This is a genomic window from Halochromatium salexigens (assembly GCF_016653295.1).
In the GTDB taxonomy this organism is placed as follows: Bacteria; Pseudomonadota; Gammaproteobacteria; order Chromatiales; family Chromatiaceae; genus Lamprobacter; species Lamprobacter salexigens.
The window spans coordinates 30,379-48,866 of the sequence record NZ_NHSF01000061.1; the positions used below are offsets into that span (position 1 = coordinate 30,379).

The following is an 18,488-nucleotide window of genomic DNA, read 5'->3' on the forward strand; positions in this document are numbered from 1 at the left end:
GGCCATGGCGCGCCCTCAACCTTCAACGCGCCTGAGGCAGTTGCTCGAGGGCGATCTCGCGCAGCAGGGGAGCATCCCGATCCTTCTCCGAGAGCACCGGCTGAATCCCGGCCGGCCAGGCGATGCCGATCTCGGGATCATCCCAACGCACCGCGAACTGGGTTTCGGGATGATAGGTCTCGGTGCACTTGTAGCCGAAGAGCGCCGTCTCGCTGGTGACCAGGTAGCCGTGCAGGAAACCGGCCGGCACCCAGAGCTGATGCTTGTTGGTCTCGCTCAGCTCGGCGCCGACCCAGTGCCCAAAGGTCGCCGAGCCACGCCGCACATCCACCGCCACATCGAACACCGCGCCGCTGATCACCTGCACCAGCTTGCCCTGACCATGAGGATGCTGGATATGCAGCCCGCGCAAGGTGCCATGACCGGAGAATGCCTGATTGTCCTGCACGAACACCGGGCCAATGCCATGCTCGGCATAGCGTGGCTGCTGCCAGGTCTCGCAGAACCAGCCGCGGTGATCGCCGAACACCCGTGGCTCGATCAGCAGCACCTCGGGGATGGCCGTTGCGGTGACCTTCATAGGACAGGACCTCGTGTGATCAAGCCAAGTAGATAGTCGCCGTAGCCGCTTTTGCGCAGCGGCTCGGCGACCGCGCGCAACGCCTGTTCATCGATCCAGCCGTTGCTGTAGGCGATCTCTTCCGGCGCGCAGACCTTGAGCCCTTGCCGCTTCTCGATCGTCTCGATGAAGTTGCCGGCCTCGATCAGCGACTCATGGGTGCCGGTATCGAGCCAGGCGATGCCACGGCTCAGCCGCTCGAGATGCAAGGCGTCTTGCTCGAGATAGCGTCGGTTCAGATCGGTGATCTCGAGTTCGCCGCGCGCCGAGGGGGTGAGTTCAGCCGCGAAGTCGCTGGCGCGCCCGTCGTAGAAATAGAGGCCGGTGATGGCATAGTTGGAGCGCGGCTTGGCCGGTTTCTCCTCGAGCCCGATGACCCGGCCCTCGGCGTCGAGTTCAGCGACCCCATAGCGCTCCGGATCGCGTACCCAGTAGCCGAACACGCTCGCGCCCTGATCGCGTTCGGCCGCCGCGCGCAGATGCGTGCGCAGGCCACCGCCATAGAAGATGTTGTCGCCCAGGATCAGGCAGGAGGGGGCGCCGGCCAGGAAATCGCGACCGATGAGGTAGGCCTGCGCGAGGCCGCCTGGCTCCGGCTGCACCGCGTACTCGAGCCGCACGCCCCACTGGCTGCCGTCACCGAGCAGCGTGTGGAAGGCCGGCGCATCGTGCGGCGTGGTGATTACCAGCACCTCGCGGATGCCGGCCATCATCAGCACCGCGAGCGGGTAGTAGATCATCGGTTTGTCGTAGACCGGCAGCAACTGCTTGCTGATGCTCAGCGTGAGCGGATGCAGCCGGGTGCCGGAGCCGCCAGCGAGAATGAGGCCTTTGCGTGTCATGCCAGTGTTCATGCCAGCCTGCCTCCCAGGCCTTGACCACCGAGGCCCTGGCCGCCGAGGCGCTCGCCACGATAGCGGCCATCGGTGACCCGGCGCGTCCACTCCTGGTTGTCGAGATACCAGGCCAGGGTGCGCGCGAGTCCGCTCTCGAAGGTCTCGGCCGGCTGCCAGCCGAGTTCGGTCTGGAGCTTGGTCGCATCGATCGCGTAGCGGCGATCATGGCCGGGACGGTCGGTGACGAACTGCTTGAGCTGGCTGTGCGGGCGATGGGGTGAGTCGGGCAGGGCCTCATCGAGCAGCCGGCAGAGGGTGTCGACCACCTCGAGATTGGTACGCTCGCTGTCGCCGCCGATGTTGTAGACCTCGCCGGGGCGTCCGGCCTCGAGCACCCGATCGATCGCGCGGCAATGATCCTCGACATAGAGCCAATCGCGCACATTGCCGCCGTTGCCATAGATCGGCAGCGGCTCGCCGGCCAGAGCCTTGGCGATCATCAGCGGGATCAGCTTTTCCGGGAACTGGTAGGGGCCGTAATTGTTCGAGCAATTCGTGGTCAGCACCGGCAGCCCGTAGGTGTGATGCCAGGCGCGCACCAGATGATCCGAGGCCGCCTTCGAGGCCGAGTAGGGCGAGTTCGGCGCATAGGCCGTCGTTTCGGTGAACTTGCCGCTCGACCCGAGCGAGCCATAGACCTCGTCGGTCGAGACATGCAGGAAGCGGAAGGCCTCGCGCCGCCCGGCCTCGAGCTGGCTCCAGTACGCCTTGGCGCTATCGAGCAGGCTGAAGGTGCCGAGCACATTGGTCTCGATGAAGGCAGCCGGGCCGTCGATCGAACGATCGACATGGCTCTCGGCGGCGAAATTGACCACTGCATCGACCTGGTACTCGCGCAGCAGGTGCCCGACCAAGGCCTGGTTACCGATATCGCCTTCGATGAAGACATGGCGCGGATCATCGCCAAACCCGGCCAGCGTGTCCGGGTTGCCGGCGTAGGTGAGCTTGTCGAGGTTGATGATCCGCTCGACGCCTTGTTGCATCTTCAGATGCACGAAGTTGCCGCCGATGAAGCCGGCGCCGCCGGTGACGAGGAGGGTGCGCATGGTCTGCTAGGGGGCTGTCCTGAACCAGTGGCGGATGATACCACCTCATGGATCAGGCCCTGCCTCGCTTGAGGCTCGCGTTGGGCAAGACCGCCGCAGGGCATCCGCATTGCGGGCTCAGCGGCCGCTGCGGCGCACCTCGATCACATCGCTGAGCTGGCGCAGTTTGCTGCAGACCTGCTCGAGCTGATCGACGTCGCTGACCTCGACCCGAAAGCGCATGCTGGCGCGATCATGGGCCGCATCGGTCTGGGTCTCGGTGGCGATGACATTGGTTTCCTCATCGGCGAGCACCGAGGAGACATCGCGCAGCAGTCCCCGGCGATCGGCTGCGGTGATGACGATGTCGACCAGATAGGCGACATGGTCCGGCTGCTCGGTCCATTCCACCTCGATCAAGCGCTCCTGCTCCTCGTCACCTAGGCTGGTGATGTTGGTGCAGTTGGCGCGATGCACCGCAACCCCGCGCCCACGGGTGATGAAGCCGATGATCGGGTCATCGGGCACGGGATGACAGCAGCTTGCGATCTGCGTCATCAAATCCGGCACCCCAGCCACGATCACCTCGGGGCGATCCTGGTGCTGGCGCTTGCGGCGACCCTGGATGAGCGGTACCGGTTGTGCGGACTCGGCGCTCGCATCACGGCGCTCGTGACGCGGCTCACCGACCTGGCGCGCGATGGTGCCAACGGCAAGATCGCCACGGCCGATCGCGGCCAAGACGTCATCGCCACGCTGCAGGTTGAAGCGCTCCGCGAGCTGCTCCAGCGCCGGCTTGGTCTCGATGCCGAGGCGCGTCAGCTCCTTGTCGAGCAGGCCGCGACCCTCGCTGAGATGGCGCTCGTAGTCCTGCTGCTTGAACCACTGGCGCACCCGGTTGCGCGCTCGCGAGGTGGTCAGATAGCCGTGGTGGACGCTGAGCCAGTCGCGACTCGGGGCAGCGTTCTTCTGGGTGATGATCTCGACCGTCTGGCCGCTGGCGAGCTTGTAGGTCAGTGGCACGATGCGCCCATCGACGCGCGCACCCCGGCAGTGATGACCGACCTCGGAGTGGATCGCATAGGCGAAATCAAGCGGGGTCGCGCCGGGTGGCAGCTCCACCACCTTGGCCTGTGGGGTCAGCACATAGATGCTTGCGGCGACTTCCTGGTGCGTTGCGCCGCTTTCACCCACCGGCGGTGAGCGGCCACTGCTGGCACCAGGATCGGCGCCTGCAGCCTCGCCATGGCCTGAGCCCGGATCAGCGCTTGGGTCAGCGGCCGGCTCGGCCTCCAAGGTCCGCTCGAGCCAGTTGCGCATGAGCACGATGCGACGCTGGAAGGCGGCATCATGCCCGGCGGCTTCCTTGTAGGCCCAATGCGCGGCGACACCGTATTCGGCATGCTGGTGCATCTCCGGGGTGCGGATCTGGACCTCGAGCACCTTGCCGTCGGGGCCGGTGACGGCGGTGTGCAGCGAGCGATAGAGGTTGCCCTTGGGCTTGGAGATATAGTCGTCGAACTCGTCCGGGATGTACGGCCAGAGGCTGTGCACCACGCTCAGCGCGGTGTAGCAGTCATCCTCGGTGTCGACCATGATGCGCACCGCGCGCAGATCGAAGATGCCGTCGATATCCACGCGCTTGCGCTGCATCTTGCGCCAGATGCTGTAGATGTGCTTCGGGCGCCCATTGATGCTGGCGTGCAGGCCGATGCGGGCGAACTCCTGCTGCAGACGCTCGATCGCCTCGGCGATGTAGCGCTGGCGTTCATCGCGGCGCTCGCGCAGCAGGCGCGCGATGCGCTGATACTCGTCGGGCTCCAGATAGCGCAGCGAGAGGTCTTCGAGTTCCCATTTCAACTGCCAGACCCCGAGCCGGTTGGCGAGCGGCGCATACAGCCGAGTCGTATCCTGGGCCAGTGCGCGCCGTCGTTCGGCGGGGAGCTGCTTGGCCGCGCGCATCAGATGAACGCGCTCGGCGAGCACCACGAGGATGGCGCGCACATCCTCGGCGATGGCCAGCAGCATGCGGCGCAGGTTTTCCTCGCGGCGGGCGTGCTCGCGCGGTTTCTCGCGGGTGCCGCTGCGCGCCTTCGGCTCCAGCTCGGCGAGCTGGGCGATGCGGCCAAGATCCTGGACCATGCGCGAGACACCGGCACCGCACTGGGCATCGAGGGTGGCCGCATCGATCTCGGCGCGACCGATGCAACCGCCGAGCAGGGCGGCGCAGAGGGTTTCGGTGTCGAGCCGCAGCCCCATCAAGATGTCGGCGGTGCCGAGTCGATGGCGCGCGGCGCTCTCGCCGGTCTCGAGCCATTCATCGCCGACGCAGCGCTGCATCAATGCGATGGCCTCGGCGATGCGGGCGCGGCCGTCTTCGCCATAATGCGTCGGCACCTGCGCGAGCCAGCGCGCGGCGGCCTCGGCATCGTCGGTGCCCGCATCGGGGAGGGTGGTGTGATGCGTGACCATGGCGTGATCTGTTTCTTGCTCCTGGCCGCGACCGGATTGCAAGCCCGCTCGGCGCCGGCGTGGCTCAGTCGAACAGGTGGCTGACCAGGCCGTCGGCGAGCTTGGGCTCGAACCAGGTGGACTTCGGTGGCATCAGCGCGTCGGCATCGGCGACCGCCAGCAGATCGTCCATGCGCGTCGCCGGCAGGGAGAAGGCGGCGGCCATCTCGCCGCTGTCGACGCGTGTGCTGAGCCCGGCGAGCCCGCGGCTGCCGCCGACGAAGTCGATGCGCTCATCGCGGCGCGGATCATGGATGTCCAGGAGGGGGGCGATCAGCTGCTCGTGCAGCAGGCTGACATCGAGTCGGCCGATCGGATCGTTGGCTGGAATCCGCTCCGGCGCCAGGCTGAGTCGAGACCAGCGTCCGGCCAGATAGAGCCCGACCTCGCCGCGCGCGGTTGGAGCCACCGGCTGGGTGCTCGGTTCGACGCGGTAGGCCTCCGCCACGCGCTCGAGGAAGTCCTGGGGAGTAAGGCCGTTGAGATCCCTGACCACGCGGTTGTAAGGCAGGATGCGCAGCTGATCGTGCGCGAAGAGCACGGCGAGGAAATGATCGCTGTCCTCGCTGTGGATTCGGTCGCCGTTGCGGGTTCGCTCGCCGCTCGGGCCGCCGGCGTCGGCGTTCCGTCGTGTCTCGGCCACACGCGCGGCGGCCGCCGCGCGGTGATGACCATCGGCGATATAGAGGCGCTCGAGGGCCTCGACGGCCTGACCGAAGGCGGCGATCTCATCGCCATCGTCGATCGACCAGAGCTGATGGCGGATCCCATCCGGTGCACTGATGTCGAGCGCTGGCGGGCGCTCGCTGACCGCCTGCAGCCGCTTGTCGATCGCCGCTGCGGCCCGGTAGGCGAGGAACACCGGCCCGGTTTGGGCATTGAGCGCGCTGATCTGGCGCACGCGGTCCTGCTCCTTCGCCGGGCGCGTCAGCTCATGGCGGCGGATGCGGCCCGCGCGATAGGCCTCGACCGAGGCTGCCGCGACCAGTCCGGTCTGCCGGTGCTCACCCAGGCTCAGGCGATAGACGTAGTAGCGCGGGCTCGGGTCCTGGCGCAGGATGCCCTCGGCGCGCAGTCGCTCCAGGTTCTCGCGCGCCTTGGCGTAGACGGCCTCGGCATAGGGATCGGTGCCCTCGGGCAGATCGACCTCCGCGCGCGAGATGTGCAGGAAGCTCGCCGGTCGGCCTTGCACCATGGCGCGCGCCTCGCTGGCGCTCATCACGTCGTAGGGAGGGGCGGCGACCTCGGCGGCGTGCTCGGCGCCCGGGCGCAAGCCGGCAAAAGGGATGATCAAGGGCATGGCGAGCGGATAGCGGAACCAGTATTGATGCGGGAGCGTTCCAAACAAGCTAAACGAACCGAGTAACGATGATAGCAGGAACACCACGCCCCTTGCCGCCGCCGGCCGCCTGAACCTCGACAGGACCGACTCAGCTCGACCCATTCAACTCGATCGATTCATCCCGATTGACGCAGCGCCGACAACGGTGGGCGCACCAATAGCCTATAGGTGCCCAGGGTACCGGCGGCACCGACCAGCAGGCCGCTGCCGAGCACGCCACCGATCCAGAGCCAAGGGCTGAACGCGAAGGGCAGCCCGAACAACTCCCGCGCCAACACCCAGCCGGTCAGCTCGGCGAACAGCGAGGCGATCAGCCCGGCCAGGAGCCCGGCGGTGGTCAGCTCCACCGCGAGCGCGACTAGCAACTGGCGCCGTTGTGCACCCAAGGCCCGCAGCACGCCATGCTCGGCACGGCGCACCGCCAGGCTCGCCTGGATGCCGGCGTACATCACCAGCAGTCCCGCTAGCAGCGTGAACAGGAACACGTATTCGACCGCCTGGATGCCCTGGCGGATGATGCCCTGCACCTGTTGTAGCAGAGCGCCGACATCGATCAGGGTGACGCTCGGGAACGCCTGTATCAGCTCGGTCGCCAACGCCTCCTCGCCCGGTGGCAGGTAGAAGCTGGTGACATAGGTCGCCGGCTCCGCAGCGAGCAACGCCGGTGGCGCGATGACGAAAAAATTGACGTTGAAGCTATCCCACTGCACCTGGCGCAGACTGGTCACCGGCGCCGAAACCTCACGCCCGGCGACCCAGAAACGCAGCTCCTCGCCGAGGTCGATGCCGAGCGTCTCGGCGATGCCTTCCTCGACCGAGAATTGCCCGGGCGCCTCGACCTCGGCCCACCAGCGCCCGGCGACGATCTCGTTGTCGCTCTGCGGTTGCACGGCGAAGCTGAGATTGAACTCGCGCTCGGCGAGGCGTTGCGCTTGGGGGTCATCATAGGCCTCAGGGTCGACCGCCTCGCCGCCGATGGCTCGCAACCGCCCCCGGATCATCGGGTAGAGACCCGAGGAGTCGAGCCCCTTGTCGCGCAGAAAGGCCTCGAGTGCGTCGACCTCGCTCGGCTGGATGTTGATCAGAAAACGGTTCGGCGCGCCCTCCGGCAGGGTCTCCTGCCAACTGCGCAGCAGATCCAGCCGCACCACGGCCAGCAGCAGCAGCGCGAGGATGCCCAGCCCGAGGCCGACAATGCTCAAGATGGACGCCGTCGGTCGTCGCGACAGCCCCGCCAGCCCGAGCCGCCAAACGCCGCGCGCGCGGTTCGTGGCGAGCCTGGCCAGCCAGACCAGCAGCCCCGCGCTGAGGCCGAGCGCGACGACGGTCGCCGCGACCCCGCCGAGCAGCTTCCAGGCCAGGCTGGTATCGCCCGCCTGCCAAAGGATCAGCAACGCCAGCGTGCCGACGGCGCCGGCGGCGCTGATTGCGACCGAGGCCTTTGGTGGCCCCAGATCGCGCCGCAGCACCCGCAGCGGCGGCACGTCGGCGAGCTGCAGCAACGGCGGCAGGCCGAACCCGGCCAAGGCCACCAATCCGGTGCCAAGCCCGACCAGCGCCGGCGCGCCGCCCGCCGGCGGCAGCGCGCCATCGAACCAGTCTGCCAGCAGCGCCGCGAGACCGAACTGCGCCAACCAGCCGAGCGCGACCCCGAGCAGCCCGGCGATCAGCCCGAACAACAGCAAGCGCAGCGCGAAGATCTGGGTCAGCAGATGCCGGGGCGCGCCCAGACAACGCATCACCGCCACCGCATCGGTCTGGCGCTCGACCAGGCGCCGGCTCGCCAGCGCCATCGCCGCGCCGGCGACCAGCAAGGTGGTCAAGGCGGCCAGATGCAGGAAGCGACTGGCGCGATCGACCGCGGACTCGAACTCGGGGCGGGCGTTGCGCGCATCGATCAGCTCCGCGTTCGTTGGCAGCCGATCCGCGAGCCAATCGCGGTAGTCCGCAACGGCATCGGCATCCCCGGCGATCAGCAGCCGGTGGCGGGCTCGGCTCGCCTCGCCAACGAGGCCGGTCGCCTCGACATCGGCCATCGCCATCATCACCCGGGGGGCGATCTGGAAGATGTTGCCGCCCCGGTCCGGCTCATAGGCGATGATCTGGCGCATCGGCAACGCACGCTCGCCTAGGGTCAGACGGTCGCCGACCTGTTTGCCCAACACATGCAGCAGGCGCGATTCGATCCAGACCTCGCCCGCCGGCGGGCCGCCCGGCACCTCGGTCTCGGCGCCGCCGAGGCGCTCGCGCAGCCGCAGCCGACCGCGCAATGGATAACCGTCATCGACCGCCTTCACCTGCACCAGTTGGCTGGTCTCGTCGGCGAAGACGACACTGCGGAAGGTCAGGGTGCGGGCCAGCTCGAGCCCGCGCTGGTTGGCCTCGTCGGCGAGCGCGGCAGGGATCGGTGTGGAGGCCTCGAGCGCCAGATCGGCGGCCAGCAACTCACTGCCTTGGCGCTGCATCGCCGCCTCGATGCGATCGGTGAAGAAGCCGACGGCGGTGATCGCGGCCACGGTCAGGATCAACGCGCCGGCCAGCAGATAGAGTTCGCCGCTGCGCCAGTCGCGGCGCAGCAGGCGCGCCGCGAGCCGCCAGGCCGCCCCGGCAGCAGCGGGCCGCTGGCTTGGCGCCTGGCCAGGGGGCGCGGCATCCGACTGCGGATTCCCAGCCGCTAATGGCTCAGCGTCGGCGCGCGGTGGATAGTTTCCGTCCGATGACGGCGGTGTGTCGGAGGTCAGGGCGGGATCGGTGCCGCGATCGCTCATCACCTGGCCTCCAGATGGCCGGCGCTCATTCCGAGCCGCCGGTCACAGCGGCTGGCCAAGGCCGGGTCGTGGGTGACCAGCACCAGCGCCGCGCCCGCATCCTCGCGCAGTCCGAACAGCAGATCGATGATGCGCCCACCGGTGGCCTCGTCCAGGTTGCCGGTCGGCTCGTCGGCGAACAACACCTCGGGGCCGGGCGCGAAGGCGCGCGCGATCGCCACGCGTTGTTGTTCGCCGCCGGAGAGCTGGCGTGGATAATGGCCGCCGCGCTCGCTCAGGCCGACGCGCTCGAGCGCCGCCTCGGCCGTGCGCCGTGCTGAGCTGGCGCTCAGGACGCTGGCCAGCTCGAGCGGGAGTCGCACATTTTCGAGCGCGGTCAGGGTCGGGATGAGCTGGAAGCTCTGGAACACGAAGCCGACGCGCCCGGCGCGCAAGGCGGCGCGCGCGTCCTCGTCGAGCGGTTCGAGCGGGCTGCCGCAGAGTTCGACCGAGCCGCTGCTGGCGCGATCCAGGCCGGCGAGCAGGCCGAGCAGCGTCGATTTGCCACTGCCGGAGGCGCCGACGATCGCCACCGCCTCGCCCCGCGCGACCTCGAGATCGACGCCGGTGAGGATGTCGAGCACCCCGCTCGGCCCCTGCACCTGCTTGGCCAGTGCCCGAGCGCGGCAGATGGGGTTCGCCCTGGTCGCGGAAGAGGGAGCGGCAGCGGCGTTTTCGCCAGCTTCGGTGTTGGCCTGGGAATCAGCCACTTCGGTGTTGTGCCCCATCGCCTTGGCGTTGATGTCCTGGGCTTCGGCACTGCCCCCCTTGGCGGGGCCCGCGACCGAGCCCATGCTGTGCTCACGACCATCCTGATCATTCTTCGGAGCTTGATCCCGCATGCTGCGCATTCTCCTGTCGTTACTGTTGCTACTGCCCCTCGCCGCCATGACCGAGGTGCCGCCGGGGGCGGCGGCGAGTGATCGGACTCTCGATGATGGCGCTGTCGATCGCATTGCCGGGTCGCCAATCGTCACCGAGGCCACCGAGACGCCGGTGCTGCTGGTGCTCGGTGACAGCCTGAGCGCCGCCTACGGCTTGCCATTGGACCAGGGTTGGGTGAATCTGTTGCAGGCCCGAATCTATGAACGCAATCTGCCATATCGGGTCGTGAATGCCGCGATCTCGGGGGATACGGTCGCCGGCGGCCTGAGCCGGTTGCCGGCTTTGCTTGCCGAATACGAACCAAAAATCGTGCTGATCGAGCTTGGTGCCAATGACGGCCTACGCGGTTTCGCGCCTGCAAGGATCAAAGACGCTCTGGTGACGCTGGTCGAGCAAGCGCAAGCGGCCGATGCTGATGTTGTTCTGATCGGCGTGCGCCTACCGCCTAATTATGGTTCGGCCTACACCGAGCGCTTTCAACAACTGTTCGCAACAGTCGCCGAGCGAACCGAGGTCGCTCTAGTCCCGCGGCTGCTCGCCGATGTCGCCGAAGATCCGCGCTTGATGCAAGCCGATGGCCTGCATCCAACTGCCGAAGCTCAGCCATTGATCTTGGAGACGGTCTGGCCGGTACTCGATCCGCTGCTCGAATGAGCCATTGGACTGCTCAACCCAAGGAGAACTCCGGCATGCTTGGATTTGAGACGGCGGAGTTTGAGGAAGAGAAAGAAGGGAAGGATTAGTGTGGACCACCGTTGTGGACCACTAGCTTAGCGTTGCTGTTACTGACTCTTAATGGTGCCGAGGAGAGGACTTGAACCTCCACCTGGTTTCCCAGACATGGACCTGAACCATGCGCGTCTACCAATTCCGCCACCTCGGCAGGGTGCGGCGTCGACGGCTGCAACCGTGACAAGTCGACAAGCTTAGAGAGACAGCGAGGGCTTGTCAACGGTAGACTAGTGGAATCTTTGGACGCAATACGAGTACAGCGTGGCACGACGAAAAAAGGCTCAATCCGCTCGGGACCTGGATCCGCATCGGCAACGGGAAGCGAAGAAATACGATAACCCGATTCCCAGTCGGGAGTTCATCCTCGAAACACTGACAGAACACGGCGCGCCAGCGGCCTTCGACGAAGTCGCCTCCTTGCTCGGCCTCACCACCGAAGACGATCGCGTTGCGCTGGAGCGCCGCCTGGGCGCGATGGTGCGCGACGGCCAGCTGCTGCGCAATCGCCGCGAGGCCTTCTGCCTGGTCAACAAGCGCGATCTGGTCGCGGGCCGCGTCATCGGCCATCCCGACGGCTTCGGGTTCGTCAAGCCCGACGACGGGGGGGATGATCTCTATCTCTACCCGAAGGAGATGCGCGCGCTGTTCCACGGCGATCGCATCGTCGCGCGGGTGACCGGCAAGGATCGCCGCGGTCGCCTCGAGGGCGCGGTGGTCGAGATCCTCGAGCGCAGCACCACCAGCGTGGTCGGGCGGCTCTACTCGGAGAGCGGCGTCGGCTTCGTGGTGCCGGACAATAAGCGCCTGACGCACGATGTGATCATCCCGAGCGACCGTCTCGGCGGCGCCGAGCAGGGACAGATCGTGGTCGCCGAGATCACCGATCAGCCGACCAAGCGCACCCAGCCGATCGGCCGCGTCGCCGAGGTGCTCGGCGAGCACATGGCCGCCGGCATGGAGACCGATATCTCGATTCGCGCGCACGATCTGCCCGTGCATTGGCCGCCCGAGGTCGAGCAGGCGATCAGCGCCTTTGGTGAAGAGGTCCCGGAGGCCGCGAAGGCCGGCCGCACCGATCTGCGCGCGCTGCCGCTGGTCACGATCGACGGTGCCGACGCGCGCGATTTCGATGACGCGGTCTACTGCGAACGCAAGCCCAAGGGCTGGAAGCTGCTGGTCTGCATCGCCGATGTCTCGGCCTACGTGACGCCCGACAGCGCCCTGGATAAGGAAGGCTTCGAGCGCGGTAATTCGGTCTACTTCCCGGACCGGGTCATTCCGATGCTACCGGAGGTGCTCTCGAACGGCCTCTGCTCGCTGAACCCGCAGGTCGACCGGCTCTGCATGGCCTGCGAACTCTATGTGAGCCGTGAGGGCAAGGTCACGCGCACGCGCTTCTTCGAAGCGGTGATGCGCTCGCACGCGCGCCTGACCTACGAACAGGTCGCGACGCTGCTCGATGACAGCGATGGCGCGCTCAGCGAGCACTATGCCGAAGTGCTGCCGCATCTGCACGAGCTGTACGCGATGTATCAGGCGCTGCTCGAAGCGCGCGCCGCGCGTGGCGCGATCGACTTCGAGACCGTCGAGACCAAGTTCGTGATCGACGACGCTGGACGGATCGCGAGCATCGAGCCGACGGTGCGCAACGATGCCCACCGCATCATCGAGGAATGCATGCTGGCCGCGAACGTCGCCGCCGCGCGGTTGTTCCAGCGCAAGAAGATGCCGGCGCTCTATCGCATCCACGAGACGCCCAAGGAGGAGAAGCTCTCCGACCTGCGCGAGTTCCTCGCCGAGCTGGGCCTGAACCTGCCGGGCGGCAACAAGCCGACGGCCAAGGACTACGGCACCCTGTTGGATGCGGTACGCGGACGCCCCGATTTCCATCTGATCCAGACCGTGCTGCTGCGCTCGATGCAGCAGGCGATGTACAGCTCCGATAATGTCGGCCACTTTGGGCTCGCCTACGACGCCTACACACACTTCACCTCGCCGATCCGCCGCTATCCGGATCTCATCGTCCATCGCGTCATCAAGCACCTCCTCGCCGGCGGAACGGCGGCCGATCTCGACTACTCGAAGCCGGAGCTGCAGCAGGTCGGCGAGCACTGCTCGGGCACCGAACGGCGTGCCGATGAGGCCACCCGCGATGTCGAGCATTGGCTCAAGTGCGAGTTCATGCGCGACAAGCTGGGCGAGGAGTTCGACGGCACCATCACCAGCGTGCAAGGGTTCGGATTGTTCGTCGAGCTGGATGGGGTCTATGTCGATGGGCTGGTGCACATCACCGCGCTCGATAACGACTATTACCACTTCGATCCGGTCGGCCATCGCCTCACCGGTGAGCGCACGGGCCAGGTCTACCGGCTCGGGGACCGCTTGCGGGTCAAGGTCGCGGCGGTCAATCTCGAGGATCGCAAGATCGACTTCGTGCTGGCCAAGCCGATCGTTGCCGAAGCGCCCAAGCGGCGTTCGCGCTCAAGACGCCGCAAGAAGCCAGCGGCCTGAGAGGCCGCTCCGATGACGTCCGATGGACATCGGCCGCTACTGAGAGAGGGGTTACGATGAGCCAACGCTCGAATACCGCCACCACGGTCGGTATCAACAGTGTCCGCACTGCGCTGAAGTTCGGTTACGAGGGTGTTGTGGAACTTTGGCTTGACCGAACGCGGCGTGATCGACGCTTGGCCGAGCTGGCCGCGATGGCGCGCCAGGCCGGCATCGCCGTTCGTCAAATCAGTCGCGATGAACTCGATCAGATTGCTGAGGGTGGCAATCATCAGGGCGCTTTGGCCTGGGTCAGGATGCCGGCAGCACTGACCGAACAAGATCTTGAACTCCTGCTCGAGACCATCGAGCAGCCGCCGTTGCTGCTGGTGCTCGATGGTGTGACCGACCCGCATAATCTCGGGGCCTGTTTGCGCAGTGCTGACGGTGCCGGTGCGACGGCAGTGATGGCGCCCAAGGACAAGGCGGTTGGCTTGACGCCGGTGGCGGTAAAAGTGGCGAGTGGTGCTGCCGAATCGGTGCCCTTTGTTCAGGTCACCAATCTGGCGCGCACCCTGGACGCGCTGAAAGCGCATGGGCTTTGGTTGATTGGGCTTGCTGATCGGGCTCCATCGACCCTATTCGAGACCGATCTCTTAGGGCCAACGGCGCTGGTGCTCGGCAGCGAGGGCACCGGCCTGCGCCGCTTGACTCAAGAGCGCTGCGACCTGCTCGCGTCCTTGCCAATGCGTGGTCGCGTCGAAAGTCTCAATGTGTCGGTTGCGGCGGGCATCTGTCTGTATGAGGCTGTTAGACAACGGGTTCAATCTGCTGAGCGCGGCACTATGTAACTGTCCATTAACGACTTTTGGGCTCGACGCGGTGCGTAAGCTGCTGGCCGATGCCCGAGCCAAAGGCTAGCACGATCCGACCCTGTTGAACTCGCGGGTAGCATAAGAGCCTGCTGCCGGGCATCCGCTGCTCGATCCCGAAGTTTTCCTGCCCCTTGGGTCAATCCGCCTGCAAGAAATCGCTGCCTGGGGGCCGCTCGAAGCGGAATAGGGCGTAGTCGAGCTGTGGGTTGCGCTCGAGGTCGTCGAAGATGAAACGGGTGAGCTGGCCGAAGCGATCTTCCATCAGCAAGGTGTCGAGCTGGCCGTCGATGAAGGCGATGCGCAGCTTGACGACCTCGGTGTCTTCGGCCTTCGGAGTCAGCTCGATCCAGGTGCGGCCGTCGCCTTCATCCAGCGTGCGCAGCTCAAAGTAGTCCTCGACCGGCTTCTCGCTCGCCAGGAGCTGGGCCGGGGTGCCATCGAGGATCTTCTTCTGGCTGCTGTGGGTGACCTGGTTCAGATCCTGGTCGTGGACATAGATGCGCGAGCCGTCGGCGACGATCTGTTGCTCGTTGGGCGTGTCGTAGTCCCAGCGGAAGCGATTCGGGCGCAGCAGGTAGAAGGTGCCGCTCGACTCGATCATCTGCTCGCCATCGGCGCCGAGGGTAATCTGGCGAAAGTCGGCGCTGAGGCTGTTGAGGCCACTCAAGTAATCCTTCAGCTCGGCAATGCCGTCGGCGCGTGCCTGCGGCGTGCTGAGCAGCGTCATCAGCGGCAGCAATAACACCAATAAGAGCCGCGCTGGCAGCGCTGCGAGTGATCGATGAGAGGCTAACGGGCCGAATGGAATGCTGAGCATGGGAAGATTCAATCCTGTGGTGGAGGCGAGAGGACCTCGCGGTTGCCGTTGCTCTCGGCGGGGCCGACGACGCCGATGCGCTCCATCTCCTCGATCATGCGCGCGGCGCGGTTGTAGCCGATCTTCAGTCGCCGTTGCACACCCGAGATCGAGGCGCGCCGGCTCTCGATGACGATCTGCACGGCCTCGTCGAACAGCGGGTCCTGATCCTCGACATCGCCATTGCCCTTGGGTTCCGGGTCGATGCCGGGCAGGTGTTCGGACGGCTCCTGGAGGATGTTCTCGATGTAGTCCGGCGCGCCCTGCTGCTTGAGGAAGGCGACCACCTTATGCACCTCATGGTCGTCGACGAAGGCGCCATGCACGCGCTGCGAGATGCTGCCGCCCGGGGGTAGGTAGAGCATGTCGCCATGGCCGAGCAGATGCTCGGCGCCCATCTGATCGAGCACGGTGCGTGAGTCGACGCGGGCCGAGACCTTGAACGCCATGCGGGTCGGGATGTTGGCCTTGATCAGACCGGTAAGCACGTCGACCGAGGGGCGCTGGGTCGCGAGTAGCAGATGGATGCCGGAAGCGCGCGCCTTCTGCGCCAGGCGGGCGATCAGCTCCTCGACCTTCTTGCCGACCACCATCATCATGTCGGCGAGTTCGTCGATGATGACGACGATGTTCGGCAGCTTCTCCAACGTCGGCACCTCGGGCGGCTCCAGGCCCTCGGCGAGGGCGGCATTGACGATCGGGGCATAGGTGGGGTCCGCGATCGGTTCGCCGGCGGCGATGGCGTCGAGCACCTTGCGATTGTAGCCGGCGATGTTGCGCACGCCGAGGGCGGCCATCAGCTTGTAGCGGCGCTCCATCTCGCCGACACACCAGCGCAGCGCGTTGGCGGCCTCCTTCATGTCGGTGACCACGGGCGTGAGCAGATGCGGGATGCCCTCGTAGACCGAGAGTTCGAGCATCTTCGGGTCGACCATGATCAGGCGCACATCATCCGGGCCGGCCTTGTAGACCAAGCTCAGGATCATGGCGTTGATGGCGACCGATTTACCGGAGCCGGTGGTGCCAGCGATCAGCGCATGCGGCATGCGGCCGAGATCGGCGACCACTGGCTCGCCGGAGATGTTGGTGCCCATGCTGATGGTGAGCGGTGATTTCGCCTCGTGATAGGCGCGCGAGCCGATGATCTCGCTCAGGGTGACCATCTCGCGCTGATCGTTCGGCACCTCGAGGCCGATCACCGATTTGCCGGGGATGACCTCGACCACGCGCACGCTGATCTTCGACAGCGCACGGGCGATGTCCTTGCTCAGGCCGGTGATCTTGCTGACCTTGACGCCCGGGGCCAGTTCGAGTTCGAACAGCGCCACGACCGGCCCGGGATGCACCTCGACGACCTCGGCGATGACGCCGAATTCGGCCAGGCGCGCTTCGAGTTCGCGCGACATGGTCTCGAGCTGCTCGGGGGTGGCGGCATTGCCGCTGCGCCGGGGTGGATCGAGCAGGTCGAGTGGGGGGCGCTCGCTGAAATCGCCGCGCATCGAGGCGGTGCGACTCGCCAGCGGCGGCGTGCTTGGCGTGGGCGCGGCAGGCGTTGCTGCCGGCGCTGGCGCCGAGCCGTCGGCCCAGACTGGCTCGACCGCAGTGGGCGGTGGGGCCAATGCAGTGACCGGGGGAGTGGCTGCTTTGGGGTCTTGCTCGGCCGAGGACGTTGGCTCCTGCTTGAAGGCCGATCCTAGCTCTGATTCCGGCTCTGGAGTCGTCTCTGGTGCCAGTTCTGGCTCTGGTGCTAGCCTCGATTCCGACTCTGGCATCGGTTCTGGCTCTGGCTCTGGCTCTGGCTCTAGCGAGGGCTCTGGTGTTGGCGCCGGTTCTGATTCTGGCTCTAGCGTTGATTCCGGCTCCGGCTCCGGTTCCGGTTCCGGTTCCGGTTCAGGATTTGGCACTGGCGCGAAGGCTGCTGGCGCTGGCTTCTGAATCTGGGGGGCAAGGGCTGATTCCGAGGCCGCTGGCCGACTCCTGGCATCCGTCTCTTCGCGAGCGGGTACCGCGCCCGCCTCGAAGCCCGCACCGATCCCGATCGCGAGAGGTTGCTCTGTCCCCAGCAGAGGTGCTGCGGTCGGATGCGAGATGAGAGTGCGGATGGCATTCTGCGGCGCATTCATGGTTTGCGGCGCTTGGTGCGCATGCACGGAATGTTGCGCATCCGTCTCCGGGCTGTGCGCTGGAGCTTCTTCCTCCGGCGCCTGCCGCTGGACCCGCGCCTCGGCGGGGTCGAGCGCATCGGCGCGACTGACGCGGCCGCTATGCCGCCTAGGGTGTTCCGGCTTTGCGTTATCCGGCTTCGCGTTATCCGGCTTCATGTGCTCCGGCTTCGCGTGCTCCGGCTCCGCCTCCGCCTCCTCCGGTTCGCCTATCCAAGGTTCATTCGCCGAGTCCATCCAGTCGTTCGGCTCCGCCTTGCGTTCGACCTGCCTGTCCACTGTCGGGGCGAAGACCGCTGTCGCGGCGAGATCCGATGCTGGTTCGACCTCGCTCTCGAATTCGCTCTCGCTCTCGTCGTCATCCCAATCGGTTGACCAATCAGTCTCCCAGTCCTCTTGATGCGGGTGCTGGCGGCGCTCGGCGCGTGCTGCCTGGATTTGCTGATACAGACGCGGCGGGACGCGCAGCAGCATCAGGGTCAGATCGCCGATGCCGTCGACGATGAGCAAGGGGGACATCCCAGTGAAGAGCGATAGCCCGGTCAGCAGTAGGCCGAGCAGCACGAGCGAGCCGCCGCCGATGCCAAAGCCCGCGCTGGCCATGTCCGAGATCAACTGGCCGAGGGCGCCGCCGATGCCATTGGGCAGGTCGCCGAAGGGACCGGCGATCTGCAGGCTCGCCAATCCGGCGCCGGCGCCGAGGGTGAGCAGCAGGCCGATCCAGCGCAGCACCAGCCAGTAGAGTTTGGTCTCGGGCTCTGGCTCGTGGTCGCGAAAGACGAGGAAGGCGCTGGCGGCGAGCGCGACCGGGATCAGGTAGGCGAGCACGCCGACCAGGAATAGCGCCAGATCCGCGAACCAGGCACCGAGTCTTCCGGCGGCGTTGTCGACGGCGCCTTCCGCCCCCACGAAAGACCAGCCGGGGTCATGTGCCGAATAGGTGGCCAGTGCTAGCACCAGATACAGCGAGATGAGGATGACGGCCCAGAGTGCACCTTCGCGCCAGGCACGCTCCAGATAATCGCCGAAACGGGGCTGTCTGAGTCGAGTCGCTTGTTCCACGGCATTCTCCTAACGTTTGGCGGATTATAGCCTTAGCGAGGGAACTTCGTCGTGTTTCGATGTTTGCGCTCCGCCCTCGGCGCCGGCGCTCGGCAGGCGCAGCAATTCCAAATTTGCCCTGTCACCGCCTTAAGCGCCGCGCTTTTGGTGGAGGCTGGGCCGGTTCGAGCGCCTCGAGCATAAACGTCAACAGCTCCTCCCATGAGGCATAGACGGTATAGAGCGT

12 protein-coding genes and 1 tRNA gene are annotated in these 18,488 nt (G+C 66.3%); 3 read left to right on the forward strand and 10 right to left on the reverse strand.

The window, feature by feature from the left end; genetic code table 11:
- Positions 1 to 22: 22 nt before the first annotated feature.
- The 7 genes from rfbC to CCR82_RS12360 form a co-directional block, all read right to left on the reverse strand.
- Positions 23 to 580, reverse strand: a complete 558-nt coding sequence (gene rfbC, locus CCR82_RS12330; protein WP_201246101.1) for a dTDP-4-dehydrorhamnose 3,5-epimerase — start codon at positions 578 to 580, stop codon at positions 23 to 25.
- Complete coding sequence (rfbA, locus tag CCR82_RS12335) at positions 577 to 1,461, reverse strand: glucose-1-phosphate thymidylyltransferase RfbA (protein WP_201246102.1); 885 nt, start codon at positions 1,459 to 1,461, stop codon at positions 577 to 579. The genes rfbC and rfbA overlap by 4 nt, the downstream gene beginning before the upstream one ends.
- A gap of 8 nt (positions 1,462 to 1,469) precedes the next feature.
- Positions 1,470 to 2,561 carry a dTDP-glucose 4,6-dehydratase gene (gene rfbB, locus CCR82_RS12340; protein ID WP_201246103.1) on the reverse strand — a complete coding sequence of 364 codons (1,092 nt, stop codon included), beginning with the start codon at positions 2,559 to 2,561 and terminating at the stop codon, positions 1,470 to 1,472.
- Positions 2,562 to 2,678: 117 nt separating this feature from the next.
- Positions 2,679 to 5,012 carry a RelA/SpoT family protein gene (locus tag CCR82_RS12345; RefSeq protein WP_201246104.1) on the reverse strand — a complete coding sequence of 778 codons (2,334 nt, stop codon included), beginning with the start codon at positions 5,010 to 5,012 and terminating at the stop codon, positions 2,679 to 2,681.
- 64 nt (positions 5,013 to 5,076) lie between these two features.
- Positions 5,077 to 6,351 carry a DUF1015 domain-containing protein gene (locus CCR82_RS12350; RefSeq protein ID WP_201246111.1) on the reverse strand — a complete coding sequence of 425 codons (1,275 nt, stop codon included), beginning with the start codon at positions 6,349 to 6,351 and terminating at the stop codon, positions 5,077 to 5,079.
- Between the two features lie 158 nt (positions 6,352 to 6,509).
- Positions 6,510 to 9,161, reverse strand: a complete 2,652-nt coding sequence (locus CCR82_RS12355) for an ABC transporter permease (RefSeq protein ID WP_242513450.1) — start codon at positions 9,159 to 9,161, stop codon at positions 6,510 to 6,512.
- On the reverse strand, positions 9,161 to 9,832 hold the full coding sequence (locus CCR82_RS12360; RefSeq protein ID WP_420827331.1) for an ABC transporter ATP-binding protein: 672 nt from the start codon (positions 9,830 to 9,832) through the stop codon (positions 9,161 to 9,163). The genes CCR82_RS12355 and CCR82_RS12360 overlap by 1 nt, the downstream gene beginning before the upstream one ends.
- 208 nt (positions 9,833 to 10,040) lie before the next feature.
- On the opposite strand from CCR82_RS12360, the gene CCR82_RS12365 reads away from it, so the two are divergent.
- Positions 10,041 to 10,739, forward strand: coding sequence for an arylesterase (locus CCR82_RS12365; RefSeq protein WP_242513451.1), 699 nt, complete (start codon positions 10,041 to 10,043; stop codon positions 10,737 to 10,739).
- Positions 10,740 to 10,881: 142 nt separating this feature from the next.
- On the opposite strand, the gene CCR82_RS12370 is transcribed toward CCR82_RS12365, so the two are convergent.
- A tRNA-Leu gene (locus CCR82_RS12370) sits at positions 10,882 to 10,968 on the reverse strand.
- A gap of 110 nt (positions 10,969 to 11,078) precedes the next feature.
- Here CCR82_RS12370 and rnr point away from each other — a divergent pair.
- Positions 11,079 to 13,328, forward strand: coding sequence for a ribonuclease R (gene rnr, locus CCR82_RS12375; protein WP_201246105.1), 2,250 nt, complete (start codon positions 11,079 to 11,081; stop codon positions 13,326 to 13,328).
- Positions 13,329 to 13,384: 56 nt separating this feature from the next.
- Entirely contained in the window at positions 13,385 to 14,158 is a 774-nt protein-coding gene (rlmB, locus tag CCR82_RS12380) for a 23S rRNA (guanosine(2251)-2'-O)-methyltransferase RlmB (protein ID WP_201246106.1), read from the forward strand.
- A gap of 160 nt (positions 14,159 to 14,318) precedes the next feature.
- Here the strand turns inward: rlmB and lolA are convergent, their stop codons facing one another.
- The gene (lolA, locus tag CCR82_RS12385) at positions 14,319 to 14,999 is read right to left on the reverse strand and encodes an outer membrane lipoprotein periplasmic chaperone LolA (protein ID WP_242513452.1); all 681 of its coding nucleotides are present in this window, start codon (positions 14,997 to 14,999) and stop codon (positions 14,319 to 14,321) included.
- Between the two features lie 8 nt (positions 15,000 to 15,007).
- Positions 15,008 to 18,262, reverse strand: a complete 3,255-nt coding sequence (locus tag CCR82_RS12390) for a DNA translocase FtsK 4TM domain-containing protein (RefSeq protein WP_201246107.1) — start codon at positions 18,260 to 18,262, stop codon at positions 15,008 to 15,010.
- Positions 18,263 to 18,488: the final 226 nt, after the last annotated feature.